Raw genomic sequence first — 20,594 nt, forward strand, 5'->3', positions numbered from 1 at the left:
TTCTTCATTTATTAAAATTTCCGGGGCTGATTCGAGGAAGGACATCGGCTCCGCACGTTACGCGGCCGTCTGAAAAGAACCCCGCTTTCAGACGGCCTTACATGATTGTAACGGCTCCGCACGCCGCTTCTAGGAAAAGCCGCTACGCGGTTTTCTTATGGTACTATCATAGCATGGAATTGTGAAAAAACATTGAAGTCAGGTTACAGTAGAAGGAGAAGGCATGTTCAACGCGAATTCGTAGGAGGAGGGATTTAGGATGAGAAACATGATCGATACACCAGCATTAGTTGTTGACTTAGATAAAATGGAGGCGCAATTAAAGCGGATGGCGAATATCGCGGCGAGAAAGAAGCTGAAGCTTCGTCCGCATACGAAGACCCATAAAAGTCCGGCGATCGCTTTGCAGCAGCTCGCGCTCGGGGCAACAGGGATTACAGTTGCCAAGCTGGGCGAGGCCGAGGTAATGCGCCGGCACGGCATTGATGATATTTTAATTGCGTATCCGCTGATTGGAAAGAAGAAGCTTGAACGCCTGCGGGAGCTTGCGAAGGACACAAAGGTCACTGTCGCGCTTGATAGTGTGGAGGTGGCGCGCGGAATTGCTGCTGTTGGCGAGCAGCTTGGAAGGAAGATCCCTGTTTATCTTGAAGTAGATACGGGATTGGGGCGTTGTGGACTTCAGCCGTCCGAGGAGATTGTCAGACTGGCGGAGCAGGTTATGAAGCTGTCCTTTTTGGAGATTACCGGAGTAATGACGCATTCCGGTACTGCCTATAAAGTTAGAACGAAGGAAGAGCTGCAGGAAGTCAGCCGGCTAGAGGCGGAAGGTCTGCTGTCCGCTCAGCAGATGGTAGATGACAAGCTCGGCTACAAGATTCCGGAAGTCAGCGCCGGTTCTTCCCCGACTGCGTATGATGAGCAGAACTTTCCGGGTTTGACGGAAATGAGGCCGGGGACCTATGTGTTCAATGATGCGACATTGGCTTCGCTCGGCGTCGTTGACGAACAGGATTGCGCGCTTTCTGTTTATACGACAATTGTCAGCGCACCGGCTGCTGATCGCGTCATTATTGATGCCGGCTCAAAAACGTTAACCTCGGATCAGGGTGCTTTTACGAAAGGATTTGGCCGAATAAAAGGCGAGGATCATGTCTGGGTAAGCTGGCTGTCAGAGGAGCATGGCGTGATTGAACTGGAGGAGGGGCATTCCTGGCGAATCGGTGATCAAATCGAGGTGATCCCGAATCATGTTTGTCCGACGGTGAACCTTGCTGATGAAGTCATCGGCATCAGAAATGGGAGAATAGAAAAGGTGTTTTCGATTGAAGCGCGGGGAAAGAATAAATAAGCGAATGATGGGGTGGCGGATTGGTCAGCGTTTGACCGGCTTCGACACCCCATCATTCGTCGTGCCTATGTCTGACTGCTACCAAGGTGGATGATTAGCAGCAGTATGAAGCACCGATAATAATTAAGAGGATAAACAGAACGACAAGTAATGCGAAACCGTTGCTATAACCACCAGTATGTCCGCTCATATTGGCACCGCCTTTCAGGTGAGGATACTATAGATTATGCGCCCTCCGAAAAAAGGAACTGGGCGAGTGCGGAATTTCGGGTTCTTTTCAAAACTGTGTATAAAGTCAGACTTGCCTGAGCCACCTCTGTAACAAAAATTGGCATCCGCTCAGGCGTTTTTCCTAAAGGGAAAAAGGGAATAAGGCAAGCAAGCAGAACAATGCGCGTAAAATTGGTAAAATAAATGTAACGTATTTTTAAAGGCTTAAATGGTATGATGGGACTACAGCGTTATGATAGATTGGAGGCAGTCGAATGGAAGCAGCGGTTGAACAAGTCGAGAAAGTGATTGCGAACATTGAGCAAGTTGTAGTAGGTAAAAGAAAGGAAATCGAGCTGAGTTTGGTTGCGCTTTTTGCGGGAGGGCATGTCTTGCTTGAGGATGTCCCGGGTGTCGGAAAAACGATGATGGTGAAAGCAATCGCGCGCTCATTGGGAGCCGATTTTAAGCGGATTCAGTTTACGCCTGACCTTCTACCGTCCGATGTGACAGGCGTCTCTATATATAATCAGCATACTCGTCAATTTGAATTCCGGCCAGGGCCGATCATGGCCAATATTGTGCTGGCTGATGAAATAAATCGTACGTCGCCTAAAACCCAATCCGCCCTGCTGGAATCGCTTGAGGAGAGCAGTGTGACGGTTGACGGGGAAACATTGCAGCTGAACCGTCCTTTTTTCGTGATGGCGACGCAGAACCCGGTCGAGTACGCCGGTACCTTTCCATTGCCTGAAGCCCAGCTTGATCGATTTTTGTTGAAGCTGCAGCTCGGTTATCCGAGTGAACAGGAAGAGCTTGAGGTGTTGAACCGCCTTCAGCATCAGCACCCGATCGAAGGGATTGAAGCGGTGATGACGACGGAGGAGGTTGTGGCGATTCAGAATGAAGTCACGAAGACAATCGTCAGCGAGCCGGTCAAAGCGTACATGATCGACCTTGTGCATGCGACGAGGAATCACCAGGCAGTTGAGCTCGGCGTCAGCCCGCGGGGGACGATCGCTTTAATGAGAGCTTCTCAGGCTTACGCATTTTTAATGGGAAGAGACTATGTCACCCCGGATGATGTCAAGCATATTACGCCATTTGTGCTGGCACACCGGATGATGATGACAGCAGAAAGCAAAATGTCCAATACGACAGCCGCTCAAACTGTGGAAAATATTCTTGATCAGGTTTCCGTACCTGTTCCGCAAAGAAGGATGGCCCGCTCGTGACGCTGATCAACACTTTGCGGCCTTTTTTTAAATATGTTTCCCTCGTAGTGCTCGTCGGGGCGGTATTTTCTTATGCGATGTTTCAAGGTGGATTTGTCAGCTGGTTTTTGTTTTACAGTGTGGCAACCGTGCTCCTATCTACGATTCTAGTAGCGCTGTTTCCTTTTCAAGTGAAGCAAGTGGAACGGAATGTCAGTAAGAGCTCGCTTCAGGCAGGTGATGATCTGACGGTAACGATCGTCATTCATAAAAACAGGTTCCAGCCATTCTTTTATGTACGGATACAGGATACAGTACCGCAGCGGATTGGAAGTGCTGATTCCGCGGCTTTGTTTTTCTTTTCCTTTCAACAAAAGATCGAGCTGACGTATACGGTGGAGGCGGCAAAACGGGGGATTCATTCCTTTGGCCCGGTCATTCTCGTCTTTGGTGATTTGTTTGGTTTGTTTGAAAGAAGGATGGTCCTCGCGCATCAGACAGATCTTCTCGTTTATCCGCGCATTCACCGGCTGCATGCCGTTCCTGCTAGCGGCCGCCCGAGACAACAGGAAGGAACGAGTTCACGTCAGGCGATTGAAGAAGACCGTTCTTTAGCAGGGGTGCGGCAATATGTACCCGGCGACAGGCTGACAAGTATTGACTGGAAGCAGTCGGCCCGCTCGGCTTCCTTAATGACAAAGGAGTTTGAATCGTTTCAGGGAGAAGGGATTATGATCGCCTTTGATCCTTACCGAAATGCCGCTTCTGCCGAGCAGTTCGAGCAGACGGTGGAATTTACCGCCTCGCTTGTTGCGGAGTTCTGCAAAAAGTACCAGAGTATTGAGCTGGCTGTCCGCTCTCTGGAATGGACGTCGATTTCTCTTTCGGAGCGGACCGTCAGCCAGGGGCTGAGATTGTTAGCCCAGGTGTCTTCTCTTGATAAACCGATTGAACCGGTGCACCGCCTGTTCAGCGAATGGAAGGGGATGCATGTTTACCTCGTATGTGTCGAACTCAATCAAGCATTATTGGTAGCGTGCCGAACGATCCAGGCGCAGCAGGCAGAAGTATCTTTATGTATGAAAGGTCTGGGAAACAGCGACCGCCGATTGATTGATGAATGTAAGGCAATGGGGGTTTCGGTGCTTCTCTTTGAAGATGAATAGAAAAAGGGGGGAGAGTCATGCGCTTAGAAAAAAAACAGATGGAATTCGGCAGGGATTTTCTTCTGTATGGGCTGAGCTTCCTGCTGTTAATGGAATGGCTCTTGCCACTCCCGTATATTACCGATACGGGATTTATCCATATTTTTATCCTGTTTACCGCCATTTTCTTTTTCGTGACATTTATTCAATTGCCGCTTTTCGTCTCGATGCTGATTAAAACGGTTGTCATCGTCTATGGCATGTTTCTTGTATTCTTTGAGGGGCCGTTTCTTTCACTTGAGTGGATGAACGTCTTTTTGATTGATTTCGTTGACAACGTCGGCTATATTTTTACCGGGCAGTGGCATGTGCTGACGGATTTGTTCCGCAGCTTTCTGTTCTTTCTTCTTCTGGCGATTATGAGCTATCTATTATTCTATTGGACCGTATACGCGCGGCGGATCTTTTTCTTTTTGATCCTCACCGTTGTTTATATTACGGTTCTCGATACGTTCACCGTCTATGATGCGACCTATGCGATTATTCGCACGTTCGTAATTGGCTTCCTGCTGCTCGGACTTGTGACGATTTACCGGATGATTGAGCAGGAAAAAGTCGCCTCTGCCCCGCGGCTTCTGCCGGTACGGCTGGCGCTTTTGCTTGTGGCGATGGTCGTAACCGGTGGGATATTCGGCTTTCTCTCACCGAAGCTCGAGCCGCAATGGGCCGATCCCGTTCCCTTTATGCGAGCGGCTGTTGGGGCCGAGGGAGACGGGTTCGGTGATGCGGTAAGAAGAATCGGCTACGGCGATAATGATGAACAGCTGGGGGGCGGCTTTGTTGATGATGATACTCCGTTGTTTTATGCGGCAGCCACCCAGGAGCATTATTGGCGTGGAGAAACGAAGGACTTCTACACGGGGAAGGGATGGGAGACGACGACGCCGGAAGTCGAAAGCAATCAAAGCTTTTTCCAGGAAGGAAACAGCTGGATGTATGAGCTTGAGTACCTGGAAGCAGAGGTTGCGTTTGCCGACGAATCAAACCGGAGCTACGCTCATCTCTTTTATCCGGGTGAGCTGATCACGCGTTCGAGCATTATGGAAGCCGAGCTGACAGTCGATGCGTTTACCGCCAAAGCGGAAACCTCCTTCGGTGATGAGCCAGTCGGGCTCACGAACTATCGCTATGAATATGTCTATCCGACCTACCATATTGAAGGGCTCCGTTCTTCTCATGAAAGTGATCCGGCTGAGATTACGGAGTTTTACACACAGCTGCCGGAGGAACTGCCGGATCGGGTGCGGGAATTGGCTGAGGAAATCACCGCAGAAGAAAGTAATCGCTATGACCGCGCCAAAGCGATTGAAAGATACTTATCCGGGCCGTTTTTTCAATATGAAACAAATGATGTCGCCGTACCGGGTGAAGGGGAAGACTATGTCGATCAGTTTTTGTTTGACACACAACGGGGATATTGTGATAATTTCTCAACCTCGATGGTCGTGATGCTGCGGACATTGGATATTCCGGCCCGTTGGGTAAAGGGCTTTACCCAGGGTGAACAAATCGACACGCTTGACGAGAATCGCAATGTGTACCAGGTTACAAATGGCAATGCCCATTCCTGGGTGGAGGTTTATTTTCCCGAAGCAGGCTGGGTTCCATTTGAACCGACAAGCGGCTTTGATTCCAGCTTTGAATTTATCGAGCCGGAGCTTGAAGCGGAATCGACGGATTCGGCAGGAGCTGACCAGGAGGAAGAGGACGAGGAAGTAGAAGATGTCTTTGCGGAATTGGAAGAAGAAGAGGAGCAGAATCAGGCGATCTCGCCAGGAAGCTGGGCCCGTCCAGGTGGAGCGACGCTGCTTGTGCTTTTGGGGATAGCTCTCTTATTTATCCTGTTCCTGAAAAATAAAAAGGTTATGCAATATATGGTTTTAAAGCGATTTATGAGCCGCAAGGATGAAACGGCCTTTATTCCGGCCTACGAGCGCTTATTATGGCTGCTTCACCGGTTTGGCTGGGGCCGGAAAGACGGAGAAACGCTGCGGGAATACGCCAACCGGACGGCTGAACAATTTGCCGCAGATGAAATGCTGCTGCTAACCGATGAATATGAGCGCCTCGTTTACGGCGGGAAATCACTTGAAGCGAGCTGGTCCTCCCATAAAGGCAACTGGGAAGCGCTGGTCAGAAAAATCCATTCTTGACCGTCGTATAGCTCACTGATAAAATAAATCAGTGCTTAATTGTATAGGAGAAAAAGCCTTCGTATATCCTTAGGAATATGGCCTAAGAGTCTCTACCGGATGACCGAGAATCATCTGACTATGAAGCAGATTCTGTTATGCTGGAATCTGCCTTTGTATGTTGTGGAGAAGCAAAGGCGGATTTCGGCTTTTTTTAAAAGATAAATGGGATAACATTCGAGTCGCCTCTTTTAGTGATTTCAAGGGAACTGGCGTGCTTAGGAAGAAAGGCGGCTTGCCGCTTTTCTTAATGAAAATTAGATAAAGGGTGTGGAAGAAGTGAACGAGTTAAACCAGGAAATGATTGTCGTTCTTGATTTCGGGGGACAGTACAACCAGCTTATTACACGGAGAATCCGTGATTTAGGGGTATACAGCGAACTGCATTCCAACAAGATTACAGCAGATGAATTGAAGAAAATGAATCTGAAAGGGATTATTTTTTCAGGGGGGCCAAATAGTGCCTACGTGGAAGGGGCGCCGAAATGTGATCCGGCTATTTTTGAGTTGGATGTGCCGATTTTAGGGATTTGCTACGGCATGCAGCTAATGACCCAGCATTTTGGCGGGCGCGTTGAAGCTGCCGAGCATCGTGAATACGGAAAAGCGCGCATCAAAGTTGAAAACCAGTCTAACTTATTTCTCGGCCTTCCGATCGAACAGTCTGTCTGGATGAGTCACGGTGACTTAATTGTCGCCCCGCCAGATGGTTTTGTCGTTGATGCTTCCAACCCTTCTTGCCCTGTTGCGGCGATGAGTGATGAACGCCGTCAGCTTTACGGCGTTCAATTCCATCCGGAAGTACGTCATTCTGAGTTTGGCGACGCCTTATTAAAGAATTTCGCTTTTGAAGTATGTAAGTGCGCGGGTGAATGGTCGATGGAGAATTTCATCGAGGAAGAAATTCGGAAGATCCGCGACCAGGTCGGGGACAAGCAGGTGCTTTGCGCCTTGAGCGGCGGGGTTGATTCCTCGGTCGTGGCTGTTTTAATTCATAAAGCGATTGGCGACCAGTTAACATGTATGTTCATTGACCACGGACTGCTTCGGAAGGATGAAGCAGAAAGTGTGATGGAAACGTTCAGTGAAGGCTTTAACATGAACGTGATTAAAATCGATGCCCAGGAACGCTTCTTGTCGAAGCTGAAAGGTGTTTCCGATCCGGAGCAAAAACGTAAAATTATCGGGAACGAATTTATTTATGTGTTTGAAGAAGAGGCAGGCAAGCTGAAGGACATGGATTTCCTTGCTCAAGGAACGCTCTATACCGACATTATTGAGAGCGGAACCGACACGGCGCAAACGATTAAATCGCATCACAATGTTGGCGGACTGCCTGAGGATATGAGCTTTACGTTAATCGAACCGCTTAACGCTCTTTTCAAGGACGAAGTGCGCAAAGTCGGGACAGAGCTCGGCATTCCTGACGAAATCGTCTGGCGTCAGCCGTTCCCGGGACCTGGTCTTGGCATTCGTGTCCTCGGTGAAATTACGGAAGAAAAGCTTGAAATCGTGCGCGAGTCCGACGCCATTTTGCGCGAGGAAATTAAAAAGGCCGGACTTGACCGCGAAATTTGGCAATACTTCACCGCGCTTCCTAACATGCGAAGCGTCGGTGTAATGGGAGACGCGCGGACGTATGATTACACCGTCGGCATTCGCGCCGTTACGTCAATCGACGGCATGACATCCGACTGGGCGCGGATCCCATGGGAAGTGCTGGAATTGATTTCAACGCGGATTGTCAATGAAGTCAAGCACGTCAACCGCGTAGTCTATGACATTACATCAAAGCCGCCGGCGACGATTGAGTGGGAGTAGTTGTCGGAGAGCTGAAACCCCTTTGTTTATAAGGGTTTCGGCTCTTTACTCTATTTTCATTGCATTGTTATTGCATTATTTGTTTTTAAACCTTTACGCAGGTAACGAGCAGTGAATTGATTCTTGGGTGAAGTATCTTCATTTTCTGTTGCTGTTTGGTAAGACATAATACCTTCTAATTTATGGGCTACTTCAAAGTTACTGTTAGGATACAAATGTCCGTAGGTGCCAAGTGTCGTTTCAATATCTTCATGTCCTAGGCGGTCTTTAATGATTAATGGGTTTTCGCCCATACTAATAAGCAAAGAAGCGTGAGAATGTCTTAAAGCATGTAATCTAATTCGATGAACCCCAGCTTTTTTTGAAAAACGTGTAATGGCATTCGCTAACGTATGCTTTTGTGTGGGGATACCATTATAGCTCATTACAAAATTGGTTTGAACGACAGATTGCTGCACGTCCTTCCATTCGCTGAGTAACGTTAGTGTATCTCCATCTAATGCAATATGACGAACACTAGCCTTTGTTTTTGGTTCTACAAAAGAATAGTTATCCAAATTCTTATAGTAAAGTGTTTTATCGATAGATAACAGACCTTTGTCAAAGTCAATATCTTCCCATTGAATCGCAGTGGCTTCTCCAATTCGCATGCCTGTCATAAATAAAAACCACAATGAAATAAATAAAAAATGTTGATAATAATCTTCTTTATAGAAAAGAGAGATGACCTTTTCAAATTCTTCTTTTGTCCAAAAGTCTATTTTGGTCTTTGTTTTCTTCACATTACCTACAATTTTCGATGGATTATTTTCAGCTAGTCCTAAAACAACAGCTCGATCCATTGCCATAGAAAACAACCCTTGAACATTTCTAATATAAGAAGAACGATACTTCTTTTTAGATAATGCTAATTGCCATTTTTGAACATGGATCGGGGTAATTTCCGTTGTGATTAAGTTATTAAAAAAAGTGAAATGTTTTCTTACAGTCGGTAATCGATTATCGTACGTTCTTCTTTTTACTTGTGTTTTATACCAAGGTAAGAAAATATCTTCAATAAAATGTTGGAATAAAACGTCATCTTGCTTTTCTTCTAGTGCATCTGGTTTTGTAAGTAGTAACCTTGAATATTCTTCCCTTGCTTCTTTTTTAGTTTTAAAACCACTGCGGTACTTCTGAATTTGCTTGCCAGTGATGGGGTGATACCCTAAATTAGCACGAAAATAATATGTTCCATTCTTTGCCTTTTTGACGATATCTTTAGTCATGATTTCACTCCTTACGCAATTAGTGCAAGAAGTACAAATCACACATCTAAAGTTATCCCTAATACTTCCTCCACAGCTTCTTTTGGAACACGATCTAACTTTTTTGATTGATAATACGTGTGTCCCTTTGAAATCATTAGTTTTTTACACTCCCTAATGATATCAGCTGAAAAAGAGGGACCATAACCTAGCGCTATCAAGTCTTTTTTAGTGACGGTAACCATATGAACTCCTTTCCATAGACTAGGATATGCTATTTGATATCTGTCTATTATTATATCGCTTCTATAAAACTAATTCTAATATGTTGCGTGAATTTGGCTCTTGCACTAAAATAAAAAGGATTTAATGTCATAACTTGATAGTTACTTTAACCTATCTTGCTAAATTGAATATAAAAAATCAGACGGCTGCTGGTGCAGCTCCACGGGAATTTCACCCCTGCAAGTATTTCTTCCAGCCCTACTCATAGCTTGCGACGGTTCAAACGCTCGAACCATGACGATAGGGGAGTATCATTATCCTAACTGATGGGTTATCGCCAGCAATCCACCACGATTACATTAGATTCATAGATTATCGCTCGTTTCTAACGAAAGTCATGGCGTATGAATCAATTGGCTCATCATCAGTAGAACGTATCTGATTTTTTGCTTATACTGCACGGCGTAATCTTCCGTGCTTTCTTTGTCAAAGAACAAATATATGATGAATGAAAGGGAAAACCTAACCATTCTGTATTCAAATTTTGAAAGTTAAAACAGATTGCATAAGCTTCGCTCGTAAGCGTTCGCGTGTATCTTCATCGATGCCTCAATAAGTGTTACCTTGTTCATCACGGAGCTTACGCATGGATAAACTTGTCATATAGCTTCTATAATGTAGAACAACTACTTTCATTGCTTCTAGCTCACCCTTATTTGCAGCTAAAATGATTGGATACGGCAAAAAGCCACGCTCATTGATTTCCGTATTAGTATTAATCATCCCATTCATCTGCATGCTCCTCCAAAAAACGTCTTGATGATTTCCCCTTTCATTACCTTCAACAAGTTTTTTTGTAAAATGCCAAAAATCAGAGAAAAAGTTTTTAAAAAACAATAACCCAACTGAATATTAACAGTTAGGTAGAATCATTTTTAATATTTAATATTAAGGACCAAAACAAGAAATACTTTAAATGTCAAACTCTATTTTATTACAATTCACATAAAAACTGATCGAACATAATAATGAATAATACAAAATAAAGTTTTTTAAATCGTGGTATTAATAGAACAATTTTTGAAAAAATCGATCAAAATATAATAAAAACCTGGTTATAGCTATTTTCAATTAATGCACTTACTATTGACTATATTATTTAATATTTATTAAGCCTTACGATAAACATTATTCTACTCGAACACCTTTAATTTGATACTTATTTTCCGATTAACCAATTTCTTTAACCCCACCATTATACTTATAGATCATAATAATTTCTGATTTTTGGAAAGTGGATGATGACCTTCGTATATTTCCCATCTTCTGAATGAATGGAAAGGTCATGTCCTAATTTAAGAGCCATTTCTTTTGCAAGGTAGAGACCTAAACCGGTAGATTTGGCATGACTTCTCCCAATAGATCCTGTAAATCCTTTTTCAAATACGCGGCTGATATCCTCTGGCTTAATTCCAATGCCTGTATCTTGAATCTGTAGCCGCTTTTCTTTTCGATCTTCCTCAAATTGTACGGAGATTTCCCCGCCTTCACCTGTATATTTTAAAGAATTTGAAAAAACTTGATCCATAATAAAACCAAGCCATTTACTGTCGGTATGGACAACCTGTTCAATATTGTCCATATGAAAACGAATTTGCTTGTTAATAAAAGATTTGGCAAATTTCTTTACACTATTTTTAGCGACTTGATCCAACACTACCTCGGAAATAAAATAATCTTTGGAAAAAGAATCAATGCGAGAATAATAAAGAGCCTGCTCCACGTAATTTTCGATTCTATCCAACTCATCTTCAAACTTGTCCACAAGGTTTTCAACAGTTCTTCCATTACTGTTTTCCATAAGCAAGCGACCTGCCGCAATCGGAACCTTGACTTCATGAATCCAAGATGTAATAAAGTCTTGATGATCCATTTTTTCGTTATACAACTTTTGTAATTGATCGCCATGCACACTATTTACTTTTTTTAATAACTCAAGATATAACAGTTGTTCATCGTTTCGCGGTTTAGGCAGAGTTGCGAGAAATTCTTCATGATTACTTTCAACCACATCATTTAATTCCCGATAAAATTCTCTATTGTAATAGTATTCGATGATTACGTATATAGCTACAATAAAAAAGATAACCATATTGGTATATACGATATTACTTACAGCGTTTCTGGAATCTGTGCTCACAATCATCATCAAAGAAACAAAGAACATAATGATCATGTTTAATATAAAGAAATTCCGTTTATCTTTTAAGTAATGAAAGAAATTCATTGAATTATATAACCTTGTCCTTTCTTAGTTGTAATAAAGTGTTCTTTTCCAAGTTCAACAAGTTTTTTACGCAGGCGAGCAATATTAACCGTCAATGTATTTTCGTCCACGAAATTTTCATTCTTCCAAAGGCTACGCATCATTTTCGTACGACTGACGATGATTCCTTTATTTTTCATAAGAATTTTTAAAATAAGAAATTCTGTTTTCGTGAGTTCCGATTTTCGATCTCCATGTAAGACCTCTCCGTTTTCAAGATTTAATATAATTCCATCATGTTCCATTGTCTGAGACTGTGTTTCCATATAGGAATACGTTCTGCGAAGGAGTGCATTTATTTTTGCAATCAATACATCCATATGGAAAGGTTTTTGAATATAATCATCTCCTCCCATGTTCATCGACATCACTATATCCATTGGTGTATCACGGGAAGAGAGAAAGATCATAGGGACCTTTGAAATTTCTCTGATTTTATTACACCAGTAAAATCCGTCAAACGATGGCAAATTGATATCCATGATGACTAGGTGAGGATCATGATTAAGAAATACCTGCATGATTTGGTCAAAGTCTTCGATCTTAACGGTTTCAAAACCCCACTTTTCTAATGCTTCCCCTACCATATCACGAATGGTCAAATCATCTTCCACAATCATGATTTTCATTCCTCTTCCCTCCAAACAATCATCCTTCTGTAACATCATATTAATTGAATATCGACCAACATACAAAGAAAACATCGTGTTTAATATATTTTTTATCAATGTGACGAAAATGTAAGGTTACGAGATCAAGCTGTAAGTTTATATAAAGAGCAGCTATTGTAAAATAAAAACATAAAACAAAACTATTCTGAATGGAGGATTTAAATATGAAAACTATTGTCGAAGCAAAACAAATAAAAAAAGTCTATGGTGCAAAGGGAAATGTATTTTCAGCTTTGGAGGATATAGACTTAACCGTCATGGAAGGTGAATTCGTCGGTATTATGGGTCCCTCGGGTGCTGGTAAATCAACTTTACTAAATATATTGGCAACAATTGACGAGCCGACTGCTGGTGACATCGTGGTTGACGGAATCAATTTGACAAAGATGAATGAAGAGCAATTATCTGCCTTTCGCCGTGACAAACTTGGTTTCCTTTTCCAAGACTATAATTTATTAGATACTCTAACTGTGAAAGAAAATATTATCTTGCCGTTAGCCTTGGCAAAATTGAACGTTGAGGAATTGGAACGAAGAGCAGATGAAGTGGCAGATAAGTTTGGCATTCGCGACATTTTAAATAAGTACCCGTACCAAATTTCTGGGGGACAAAAGCAACGCACGGCAGCATCACGCGCGATTATTTCAAAGCCAAACCTAATATTGGCAGATGAACCAACAGGTGCGTTGGATTCGAAATCAGCAACAGACTTATTAGAAAGTTTAAAGGATCTTAATGAACAAGACAAGGCAACAATTTTAATGGTTACCCATGATGCTTATGCGGCAAGTTATTGTAATCGCGTCCTATTTATTAAAGACGGTAAAATCTTCACAGAACTTGTAAAAGGGAAAAGATCCCGCAAAGAATTTTTCAACAAGGTATTGGATGTTCTATCCGCACTGGGGGGTGGAGCAAATGACGTTATTTAGTTTAGCAAGGAAAAATATTAAAGGTAATTTCAATAATTATTTTGTCTATTTTGTTACACTCGTCTTCAGCATGGTTATTTATTATACGTTCACTTCCTTGCAATATAGCGAAAAAATTCAGGAAAGCATTGAATTGTCGGATACAATGAGTTTCATGTTTGGGGTATCATCAATTATCTTAATTTTATTCGTAGCAATCTTTATTTTGTACTCCAATTCATTCTTCACAAGAAAAAGGAAGAAAGAAGTCGGATTGTACGCCATACTTGGTTTACGCAAGAAAACCATTGCAAAAATGTTGTTTTATGAAAATTTGATTATGGGAATCATTGCAATAGTTATTGGAATTATTCTTGGAACCTTACTTTCCAAATTATTTGCAATGATTTTAATAAAACTTATGGGTTCAATTGCCGAGGTGGACTTCGGTATTTCCATTCTAGCGATTACCCAAACAGTCATAGTCTTTATGGTCATTATTTTATTCACTTCCGTTCAAGGTTACCGTTTGATTTATCGTTTTACATTAATCGAATTATTCTATGATGAGAAAAAAGGAGAACAAATTCCAAAGGTTTCACTTATTACGGCTGTTATCGGAGTTATATTTCTTGTCGTTAGTTACTGGCTGATATTAAAACCATTTCCTGACGAATTTACTACGGAATATTTAATAAAAAATTATGGTATTGCTTTTGTTGCTCTCGTCATTGGCACCCATTTATTTTTTCGATCTGTAACGGTCTATTTATTAAGATTATCACAAAAAAATAAGTCGCGTTATTACAGAGGAACTAGAATAATTGAAACATCTCGTTTACTGTTTCGTATTAGAGGGAATGCACGTACCTTTACAGTCATTGCATTGTTGAGTGCTGCTACGATCTGTTTCTTAGGTGCAACTTACAGTGGGTATTACAGCAACGAAAAAAGAGCTAAGGAAGTTGTTCCATTCAGCTATTCGCATTTGTCAAAAGGTCCAGAATTTGATTCGCAGGTGGAGAGCATAATAAAAGCAGATCATCGACATCCAATAAAAGCCCAACTAGACATACCCGTCATTCAGGTAAAAGGAATACTCTCATTTCAACTGGATTATGACATAAATCCTGTGAAATTAATCTCAGAAAGTACATTTAATAAAGTAGCGAATGCTTTAAATAAGGATGAAACAGTCTCACTATCAGGAAATCAAGCAGCAGTAATCCAGCCAAGGTTTACTGAATATACGAAGTCGGTTTTTAAAGGAGAAAATATAACGATTCAATTGCCTCAAGGAAGCAGCGAACTGCCATTTGTTCATATGGTTGAAAGTAATGTGCTACCTTTCGATTATCCCGATTTCTTTCTAGTAGTCAGTAACGAAATGTTTGCTGAGATAGCCAAAAAAGAGGCTCCATTAACTTATAAAGTGTATGAAGTGGAAAATGAAGTAACGGCACAAGCCACATCAAAGAAAGTAAATAAACTGGTTGGAAACGATTTTCAAGTTTCTTCATCATTTTATACGGAGTATAAGCAAGGTAAAGAAGGAAACGCAATTACTCTCTTTATTTTCGGATTTTTGGGGCTAGTATTTTTAGCAGCAACTGGAAGTATCATTTATTTCAAACAGTTAACAGAAGCGAATGAGGCGAAAGGACACTATGAAATCCTTAGAAAAATCGGTGTCAATAAAAAGGATATACGTAAATCAATCAAAAGGCAGTCATTATTTGTGTTTGGATTGCCACTAACCATAGGAATATTGCACAGTTGTGTGGCATTGTACTTTACTAGCAACTTTATTTCTAATCTCATTGGAATCAATCTTATTTTCCCTATTCTAATGGCTATAGTCTTCTTTGTTATTATCTATGCAGTCTATTACGTATTAACTGTTAATACGTACAATCGCATTGTAAACAAATAAGGGCGAAACATCTCTCGAATGTTCGGTTCGGGAGGTGTTTTTTCATGTATTCCTTTGTTAAAAAAATCCTCATTACTCTGGAATCTAGACCGATTATATTATTGAAGATCAAATTGAACATCCTTAAATCTTCTAACAACAAAAAATCGAATGATTGGAAATATGATAACTCCTATACAAAATGTATCGCCAATAGAAACACAATTCAGTCTGTAATATCAGAAATAATGCCATATTCTTTCATTAATTTATTTTTAACCATGTAATATTCTTTCTTGGTAATCAAATTACGGGTTAGCAGTTGTTTTAACATAGCAATTTGTATACTATAAAGAATCAAATCCTGTTTCAAAAAACACGCCCCCCTATAATTAATTAAAAATCAGACGGCTGTTGGTACAGCTCCACGGGAATTTCACCCCTGCAAGTATTCCTTCCAGCTCTACTCATAGCTTGCGACGCTTTGAACGTTCGAACCATGACGGTAGAGGAGTATCATTATCCATACTGATGGGTTATCGCCAGCAATCCACCACGATTGTATTAGACTCATAGATAATCGCTCGTTTCTATCGAAAGTCATGGCGTATGAATCAAGTGGCTCATCATCAGTAGAACGTATCTGATTTTCGGTCTATACTGCACGGCGTTATCTTCCGTGCTTTCTTTGTCAAAGAACAATATATGTGAAAGGGAAAACTTAACCATGTAATCAAATCTTGAAAGCTAAAATGCCCTGCATAAGCTTCGAACGTAAACGATCATGTGTGTCTACATCAATGCCCCAATACGTATTACCACGCTCATCATAAAGTTTACGCATAGACAAACTTGCCATATAGCTTCCATAATGCAAAATAACGTAATTCATCGCTTCTGGATCACCCTTATTTGCAGCTAAAATAATTGGATACGGTAATAAGCCACATTCGTTGTCTTTTGTGTTAGCATCAATCATCCCAGTCATCTGCATGTTCCTCCAAAAATCGCTTTAACCTTTTAAAAGAGCTTGTCCGTCTATACTGAACCGTACTACGAGGAATCTCTAGTAGTTCGGCTATTTCTACATCTGATTTATCAAAAAAATAGTATAGTAGGACTGTCTTACGCTTTTCTATTGGCAAAGTACGCAACGCTTCAGCGAGTAATTTCGGAGTTATTTTCTTTCCAACCACTTGAAAACTTTGTCCTTCTTCTCCTTCATATTGCTGATCTAAGGTATAGAGTTGATTTTCTTCTTGTGGTGTGAGATCAGAAAATGTCATCTCCTTTGCTTGTCGTTGTTGTCTTTCGTTGAAAATATTGATTGCTTCATTCTTCAGTACACGTTTACAAAAAGCATTAAATGCACAGCGAACTTGCCACTCGGTACGATCTGGTTCTATCATGCATTTCCTCTCCCTTCGCAACTGCAAAGGTGGGTGATGATTTCCCCTTTCATAACCTTCAACAAGATTTTTTATGAAATGCCAAAAATAAGAGCAATATTTTAAAAAATATTCATTAAATACAAAAAAGCCCAACTGAACATAAGCCAGGTGGGAGTAAAAATTTATACATTTTATTAAATGGAAAATTCTATTTAAAAAAGTGGAAAGCCTTAGTTCAAAAAGAAAACAAATTACGACAAAACAAAAAGTAAAAGTAATATATGAGCTAAGGCACGATTATCCTGTGAAGACATTACTCAAAATTGCCGGTATTCCACGTAACACTTATTATTATAAAATTAATACTTTTGAGCACTCAGATAAAAATTCCAAGTGGAAAAGGCTCATTAGTTCTATTTTGAGAAGCATAAGGGCAGATATGATTATCGTCGTATCCTCTTTTCTTCTTTAATACTCACCATCCCTAAAGAATCTTTGACACAAAGGGAATCTGCTTAATTATATAACTTAACAAGAAGCAAAGTGGTAACGTGATCAGAATCATAGCTAGAAACATGAAGGATGGTGGAAAGTGGATGACCTTCAATCCAGCAATAACAATAGCGATAATCGGTATATGAATGATGTAAATCACGAAAGAATGGGCTGACAAGAAGCTCCAACCTTTTCCTTGATGAAAAACTCTTTCGCGAAAGAATATGATTAATCCGAGAAAGACGCCAACACAAAATAGAGCTTCCCACAGAGAATAAACCAAAGATGTCCAGTTCCAGCCGCCAGAAAACTGTAATCCGTCTACCCCAAATATCAAGACTAAGGGTAGAAGAAGAATCGATGCTCCAATTGCAATTCCAAAACCCGCCCTCCCCATAGAATCAGGAGTATTTCGAAACCAATTACGTTGGTAAGCGATGATACCCAAAATGAATAGCCCGACATATTGTGGGAGATCATAGCCGCTTGCTGTAAAAAGTCCAACAAATGATTGAACCTCGGGAGATCCACCGGGTAAATCAAGAGCAGGAACCCACAGTCTTATGGTGAAGTATCCTGCTGCTAATATCATTACAAAGACTGTAAACATCCTGTAGGTGGGTGGCGTACTCTGCCGAACTACTGATAGCTTATTTTTACTCATAAACTTCGCCCAGACTGCGTATAAACAAACGAATACGAAAAGTAGCTCGACGTACCAGATCGGGCCGTAAGTTAAATGTGAAAAATAGGTTTGCCATGTAAATGGCTTTTGGTTAAGTATATAGGCTTCAATTGCTTGAACTTGGCTAAGAATGAAAATATAGAAGATAAATGGGATTAGGAATCGGATAGATCTATCCTTGATAAACCGAGTTGCCCCATTTCGTTCAAAAGATAAAGGGACAAAGTAACCAGAAATAAGAAAAAATGTCCCCATAAAGAAAGTCTGGTTAAAAGCAAGAAATAGAAGGCCCATTACAACCCCAATAGACCCTTGTGTTAATACCTCGTTATAGATGGAAAAATACACCAAATGATGAAACACAACCAACACTGTAAGAGCTCCTCTTAGATTATCAATAAAATATAATCGTTCTTCCTTTTGGGGAGACAAGCTCCCTATATGTCTTGAATTCATAATAATTCTTATGTTCCTCTCTATAAACATTTAAAAATATATTTCAACGGAGCATCCGCCAAACTGGACGGCTATGTATAAACCGTCCTATTTGCTCTATATTTTAATTTTCTCTTTTAGTTGATCCGCCTATTTTCCAAGAGGCTAAACTTATGACCCCACCAACTACAATAAAAATAATGTCCATAACAATTTCAAATCCCTGAAACGCATTAATATAATTTACCAAAAACCAGCTTTTTCCACCATTAGTCAAATGATTAATTAATCCGCCTACTCCCTGTATAACAAAAAGTAGACCAAGTCCACTGATTATTTCTTTCATGATGAACACCTCATTAATAATTTTTTAATTTAATATTCCTCTAAGACCGATATTGAAAAAAACTGCACCTACTACTCCTATCGCTACCAACAGTGAGGAAATCGGAGCTTCATTTAATTTTGATCTAATTTTATTTAGAAATTGTTGCAGTCTCTCTTTAAACATAATATTAACCCCTAACAAAAGAAGAGAAGGAAGCACCATTACAAGATTGTAGCCAATTATAATAAAGATAGAAGAGGAAGGCTCAATTGTTAGGTGATTCATTAACAAAATGGAATAAAAGTAAGGCAACGCAGTTACAAATTCAATTAGAAAAACAATGATACCTAACATGATCATCCCTTTCATCGTTGTTTTTTGGGGTATAAATGAAATTAAACGTTTTTTTGTATTATCATTTGGTTTACAGAAGCTAATTAGAACAATAACTGCTCCAAAAAGGAGATAAAACCAATTGATAAAGTCAAATTCAGATAATTTTCCGATTCCTTTCAATAGTGAATCTCCACCAAAGTATAGGAATAAGCCCACTATGAAGTAGCCAAACTGCGTAATAAACAAAAAAACAAGCAAGCGAGAAGATAATTGATTAGGCTGTGTCAATAATAAATAGGCTGTTACAGCAAGTACACCAGGACTTAATATATCAATTAATGCGCAAATAGAAATAATTAGCAAAGCTATCGATGTGTCTATTGATGAAGAAGGCATTAATGCTTCAATACTTTCGATCAAATATAGAGTCTCTCCTTTTTATATGTTATAATTTAAATAACACAGTGTGTTAAAATTATAATAACACACTGTGTTAAGAAAAGGAAGTGATTTTTTATGCCAAGGATTGTTGATCATGAAAAAAAGAGGAAGTCAATTGCTGAGGCCGCTTGGAATATTATTAAGAAAGAGGGAATCGAAAAGGCATCTATAAGAAGAGTTGCTATTGAAGCAGGCATGTCTGCTGGAGCGTTAAGACATTATTTTTCAACTAAGGATGAAATGTTATTATTTATCATGGATTATTATCTGGAAGAAGGGAAAAAACGTTCTCAAAGTAAAAGTTGGCCAGACAATCCATTGCAGGCAGTCGCAGAAGTTTTATTGGAGCTTGTACCAATTGATGAAGAAAAGAAAATCGAAACGAGCGTTTGGTGGATCCTTGCACTTCAGTCACTTACAAGTGATACATTAAAAGAAAAAAAAGATGAAATGACTAACGGTATGTATGAATTAGCAAATTCAATGATCGAGATATTAGTCCTACAAGGGATTTTATCTGATTCAACTAATGTAAAATTAGAAAAAAGTAGGCTAGCGGCATTAATTGATGGATTGTCCATTCATGCTCTGTTAAGACCTGATGTCTACTCTCCAGAAAAGGTGAAGGAAGTAATCCGTTATCATTTAGAAACACTCTGCGATGAAAGTAAATTGAGTTAATTGATCATGTATCTGAAGTTATAGTCCATTTGTGTTATAACGAGATGCACTTCAAAGGGGCATTTTGTTGAACAGTTGCATGAAGTAGGCTTTAGTATATTACAGCTTTTCCTTCCATTACAGGCATAGCCGTCATATTTTTAGTAAAAATACAGTTCACGGATAAGCTTGTAACTAAGTTAAAAATAAATTATTTTAGAATGGCAGTAAATTAGATGAAAAATTCACATTTTTAATCATAGGTTTAAAAAATAGTTACTTTTCAATAAAAATCTGATAGGAAGTGTGAAAATATGTTGGATACTATATGTTTTTTCTGCAAAAATAAATTTACGATTAATCATTCTGATTCACAATATTATAAAATCAAAAAAGGAGAAAATAAATATTACTCAAACTTCGCAGACTGAAATTGATAAATAAGCCTTGATATAGGTAGGCAGACCGCTAATCCATTGCTGAAGTTGACTTTTCATCCATTTTTGAATAGTTTTATTTGACTTTTTAAGGGTATCTT

General features: G+C 40.2%; 20 protein-coding genes and 1 riboswitch. Of the genes, 8 read left to right on the forward strand and 12 right to left on the reverse strand.

Features of this window, described 5'->3' with window-relative positions; genetic code table 11:
* Window positions 1–259 precede the first annotated feature (259 nt).
* Window positions 260–1,351: an alanine racemase gene (locus M3202_RS20055; protein WP_251193906.1), complete on the forward strand. Its 1,092-nt coding sequence runs from the start codon at window positions 260–262 to the stop codon at window positions 1,349–1,351.
* Between the two features lie 94 nt (window positions 1,352–1,445).
* Here the strand turns inward: M3202_RS20055 and M3202_RS20060 are convergent, their stop codons facing one another.
* Window positions 1,446–1,541 carry a YjcZ family sporulation protein gene (locus tag M3202_RS20060; RefSeq protein ID WP_251225010.1) on the reverse strand — a complete coding sequence of 32 codons (96 nt, stop codon included), beginning with the start codon at window positions 1,539–1,541 and terminating at the stop codon, window positions 1,446–1,448.
* 295 nt (window positions 1,542–1,836) lie between these two features.
* Here M3202_RS20060 and M3202_RS20065 point away from each other — a divergent pair, with 295 nt between their 5' ends.
* From M3202_RS20065 to guaA, 4 genes are all read left to right on the forward strand, one after another.
* On the forward strand, window positions 1,837–2,796 hold the full coding sequence (locus tag M3202_RS20065; RefSeq protein ID WP_251225011.1) for an AAA family ATPase: 960 nt from the start codon (window positions 1,837–1,839) through the stop codon (window positions 2,794–2,796).
* Window positions 2,793–3,941 (forward strand): DUF58 domain-containing protein, encoded by a 1,149-nt coding sequence (locus M3202_RS20070; RefSeq protein WP_251225012.1) that lies wholly within the window; start codon window positions 2,793–2,795, stop codon window positions 3,939–3,941. Before M3202_RS20065 ends, M3202_RS20070 begins: the two co-directional genes overlap by 4 nt.
* Before the next feature lie 17 nt (window positions 3,942–3,958).
* Window positions 3,959–6,133, forward strand: coding sequence for a DUF4129 domain-containing transglutaminase family protein (locus tag M3202_RS20075; protein WP_251225013.1), 2,175 nt, complete (start codon window positions 3,959–3,961; stop codon window positions 6,131–6,133).
* A gap of 39 nt (window positions 6,134–6,172) precedes the next feature.
* Window positions 6,173–6,274: riboswitch (purine riboswitch) on the forward strand.
* Window positions 6,275–6,472: 198 nt separating this feature from the next.
* The gene (guaA, locus tag M3202_RS20080) at window positions 6,473–7,993 is read left to right on the forward strand and encodes a glutamine-hydrolyzing GMP synthase (RefSeq protein WP_251225019.1); all 1,521 of its coding nucleotides are present in this window, start codon (window positions 6,473–6,475) and stop codon (window positions 7,991–7,993) included.
* Between the two features lie 56 nt (window positions 7,994–8,049).
* Here the strand turns inward: guaA and M3202_RS20085 are convergent, their stop codons facing one another.
* The 5 genes from M3202_RS20085 to M3202_RS20105 form a co-directional block, all read right to left on the reverse strand.
* Window positions 8,050–9,261 carry a tyrosine-type recombinase/integrase gene (locus M3202_RS20085; RefSeq protein WP_088053189.1) on the reverse strand — a complete coding sequence of 404 codons (1,212 nt, stop codon included), beginning with the start codon at window positions 9,259–9,261 and terminating at the stop codon, window positions 8,050–8,052.
* Window positions 9,262–9,299: 38 nt separating this feature from the next.
* Window positions 9,300–9,485 (reverse strand): DUF3173 domain-containing protein, encoded by a 186-nt coding sequence (locus M3202_RS20090; RefSeq protein WP_018709270.1) that lies wholly within the window; start codon window positions 9,483–9,485, stop codon window positions 9,300–9,302.
* Window positions 9,486–10,074: 589 nt separating this feature from the next.
* Complete coding sequence (locus tag M3202_RS20095) at window positions 10,075–10,257, reverse strand: helix-turn-helix domain-containing protein (protein ID WP_107589062.1); 183 nt, start codon at window positions 10,255–10,257, stop codon at window positions 10,075–10,077.
* A gap of 469 nt (window positions 10,258–10,726) precedes the next feature.
* The gene (locus tag M3202_RS20100; RefSeq protein WP_251225014.1) at window positions 10,727–11,752 is read right to left on the reverse strand and encodes a sensor histidine kinase; all 1,026 of its coding nucleotides are present in this window, start codon (window positions 11,750–11,752) and stop codon (window positions 10,727–10,729) included.
* Window positions 11,749–12,420, reverse strand: a complete 672-nt coding sequence (locus M3202_RS20105; protein ID WP_017795845.1) for a response regulator transcription factor — start codon at window positions 12,418–12,420, stop codon at window positions 11,749–11,751. Before M3202_RS20105 ends, M3202_RS20100 begins: the two co-directional genes overlap by 4 nt.
* 206 nt (window positions 12,421–12,626) lie before the next feature.
* Between M3202_RS20105 and drcA the strand changes: the two genes are divergently transcribed.
* A complete protein-coding gene (drcA, locus tag M3202_RS20110; RefSeq protein ID WP_017795846.1) occupies window positions 12,627–13,394 on the forward strand; it encodes a daptomycin efflux ABC transporter ATP-binding protein DrcA in 768 nt (255 codons plus the stop codon).
* Window positions 13,381–15,306, forward strand: a complete 1,926-nt coding sequence (locus tag M3202_RS20115; RefSeq protein WP_251225015.1) for an ABC transporter permease — start codon at window positions 13,381–13,383, stop codon at window positions 15,304–15,306. Before drcA ends, M3202_RS20115 begins: the two co-directional genes overlap by 14 nt.
* A gap of 205 nt (window positions 15,307–15,511) precedes the next feature.
* Here M3202_RS20115 and M3202_RS20120 read toward each other — a convergent pair whose 3' ends face one another.
* The 6 genes from M3202_RS20120 to M3202_RS20145 all read right to left on the reverse strand — a co-directional run bounded on the left by M3202_RS20120 (window position 15,512) and on the right by M3202_RS20145 (window position 19,375).
* Entirely contained in the window at window positions 15,512–15,658 is a 147-nt protein-coding gene (locus tag M3202_RS20120) for a hypothetical protein (protein WP_017795848.1), read from the reverse strand.
* 360 nt (window positions 15,659–16,018) lie between these two features.
* Complete coding sequence (locus M3202_RS20125) at window positions 16,019–16,273, reverse strand: helix-turn-helix domain-containing protein (RefSeq protein ID WP_017795849.1); 255 nt, start codon at window positions 16,271–16,273, stop codon at window positions 16,019–16,021.
* Window positions 16,257–16,694: an RNA polymerase sigma factor gene (locus tag M3202_RS20130; RefSeq protein WP_149472855.1), complete on the reverse strand. Its 438-nt coding sequence runs from the start codon at window positions 16,692–16,694 to the stop codon at window positions 16,257–16,259. Before M3202_RS20130 ends, M3202_RS20125 begins: the two co-directional genes overlap by 17 nt.
* Window positions 16,695–17,160: 466 nt before the next feature.
* Window positions 17,161–18,342, reverse strand: coding sequence for an acyltransferase family protein (locus M3202_RS20135; RefSeq protein WP_349775637.1), 1,182 nt, complete (start codon window positions 18,340–18,342; stop codon window positions 17,161–17,163).
* A 73-nt stretch (window positions 18,343–18,415) separates the two neighbouring features.
* Entirely contained in the window at window positions 18,416–18,637 is a 222-nt protein-coding gene (locus tag M3202_RS20140) for a hypothetical protein (RefSeq protein WP_017795852.1), read from the reverse strand.
* A gap of 24 nt (window positions 18,638–18,661) precedes the next feature.
* Window positions 18,662–19,375 (reverse strand): GAP family protein, encoded by a 714-nt coding sequence (locus M3202_RS20145; RefSeq protein ID WP_017795853.1) that lies wholly within the window; start codon window positions 19,373–19,375, stop codon window positions 18,662–18,664.
* A gap of 96 nt (window positions 19,376–19,471) precedes the next feature.
* Between M3202_RS20145 and M3202_RS20150 the strand changes: the two genes are divergently transcribed.
* Window positions 19,472–20,077 carry a TetR/AcrR family transcriptional regulator gene (locus tag M3202_RS20150; RefSeq protein WP_251225017.1) on the forward strand — a complete coding sequence of 202 codons (606 nt, stop codon included), beginning with the start codon at window positions 19,472–19,474 and terminating at the stop codon, window positions 20,075–20,077.
* The last annotated feature ends 517 nt before the right edge of the window (window positions 20,078–20,594 follow it).

The sequence above is a fragment of the Halalkalibacter oceani genome, assembly GCF_023715605.1.
In the GTDB taxonomy this organism is placed as follows: Bacteria; Bacillota; Bacilli; order Bacillales; family Bacillaceae_D; genus Halalkalibacter; species Halalkalibacter oceani.

What these genes read in the sequence shown, in the direction of transcription:
- M3202_RS20055 (WP_251193906.1), top strand. Translation starts at nt 260, where the DNA reads ATGAGAAACATGATCGATACACCAGCATTAGTTGTTGACTTAGATAAA.
- M3202_RS20060 (WP_251225010.1), bottom strand. Translation starts at nt 1,541, where the DNA reads ATGAGCGGACATACTGGTGGTTATAGCAACGGTTTCGCATTACTTGTC.
- M3202_RS20065 (WP_251225011.1), top strand. Translation starts at nt 1,837, where the DNA reads ATGGAAGCAGCGGTTGAACAAGTCGAGAAAGTGATTGCGAACATTGAG.
- M3202_RS20075 (WP_251225013.1), top strand. Translation starts at nt 3,959, where the DNA reads ATGCGCTTAGAAAAAAAACAGATGGAATTCGGCAGGGATTTTCTTCTG.
- guaA (WP_251225019.1), top strand. Translation starts at nt 6,473, where the DNA reads ATGATTGTCGTTCTTGATTTCGGGGGACAGTACAACCAGCTTATTACA.
- M3202_RS20085 (WP_088053189.1), bottom strand. Translation starts at nt 9,261, where the DNA reads ATGACTAAAGATATCGTCAAAAAGGCAAAGAATGGAACATATTATTTT.
- M3202_RS20090 (WP_018709270.1), bottom strand. Translation starts at nt 9,485, where the DNA reads ATGGTTACCGTCACTAAAAAAGACTTGATAGCGCTAGGTTATGGTCCC.
- M3202_RS20095 (WP_107589062.1), bottom strand. Translation starts at nt 10,257, where the DNA reads ATGAATGGGATGATTAATACTAATACGGAAATCAATGAGCGTGGCTTT.
- M3202_RS20100 (WP_251225014.1), bottom strand. Translation starts at nt 11,752, where the DNA reads ATGAATTTCTTTCATTACTTAAAAGATAAACGGAATTTCTTTATATTA.
- M3202_RS20105 (WP_017795845.1), bottom strand. Translation starts at nt 12,420, where the DNA reads ATGAAAATCATGATTGTGGAAGATGATTTGACCATTCGTGATATGGTA.
- drcA (WP_017795846.1), top strand. Translation starts at nt 12,627, where the DNA reads ATGAAAACTATTGTCGAAGCAAAACAAATAAAAAAAGTCTATGGTGCA.
- M3202_RS20115 (WP_251225015.1), top strand. Translation starts at nt 13,381, where the DNA reads ATGACGTTATTTAGTTTAGCAAGGAAAAATATTAAAGGTAATTTCAAT.
- M3202_RS20125 (WP_017795849.1), bottom strand. Translation starts at nt 16,273, where the DNA reads ATGACTGGGATGATTGATGCTAACACAAAAGACAACGAATGTGGCTTA.
- M3202_RS20130 (WP_149472855.1), bottom strand. Translation starts at nt 16,694, where the DNA reads ATGATAGAACCAGATCGTACCGAGTGGCAAGTTCGCTGTGCATTTAAT.
- M3202_RS20135 (WP_349775637.1), bottom strand. Translation starts at nt 18,342, where the DNA reads ATGTTTATAGAGAGGAACATAAGAATTATTATGAATTCAAGACATATA.
- M3202_RS20140 (WP_017795852.1), bottom strand. Translation starts at nt 18,637, where the DNA reads ATGAAAGAAATAATCAGTGGACTTGGTCTACTTTTTGTTATACAGGGA.
- M3202_RS20150 (WP_251225017.1), top strand. Translation starts at nt 19,472, where the DNA reads ATGCCAAGGATTGTTGATCATGAAAAAAAGAGGAAGTCAATTGCTGAG.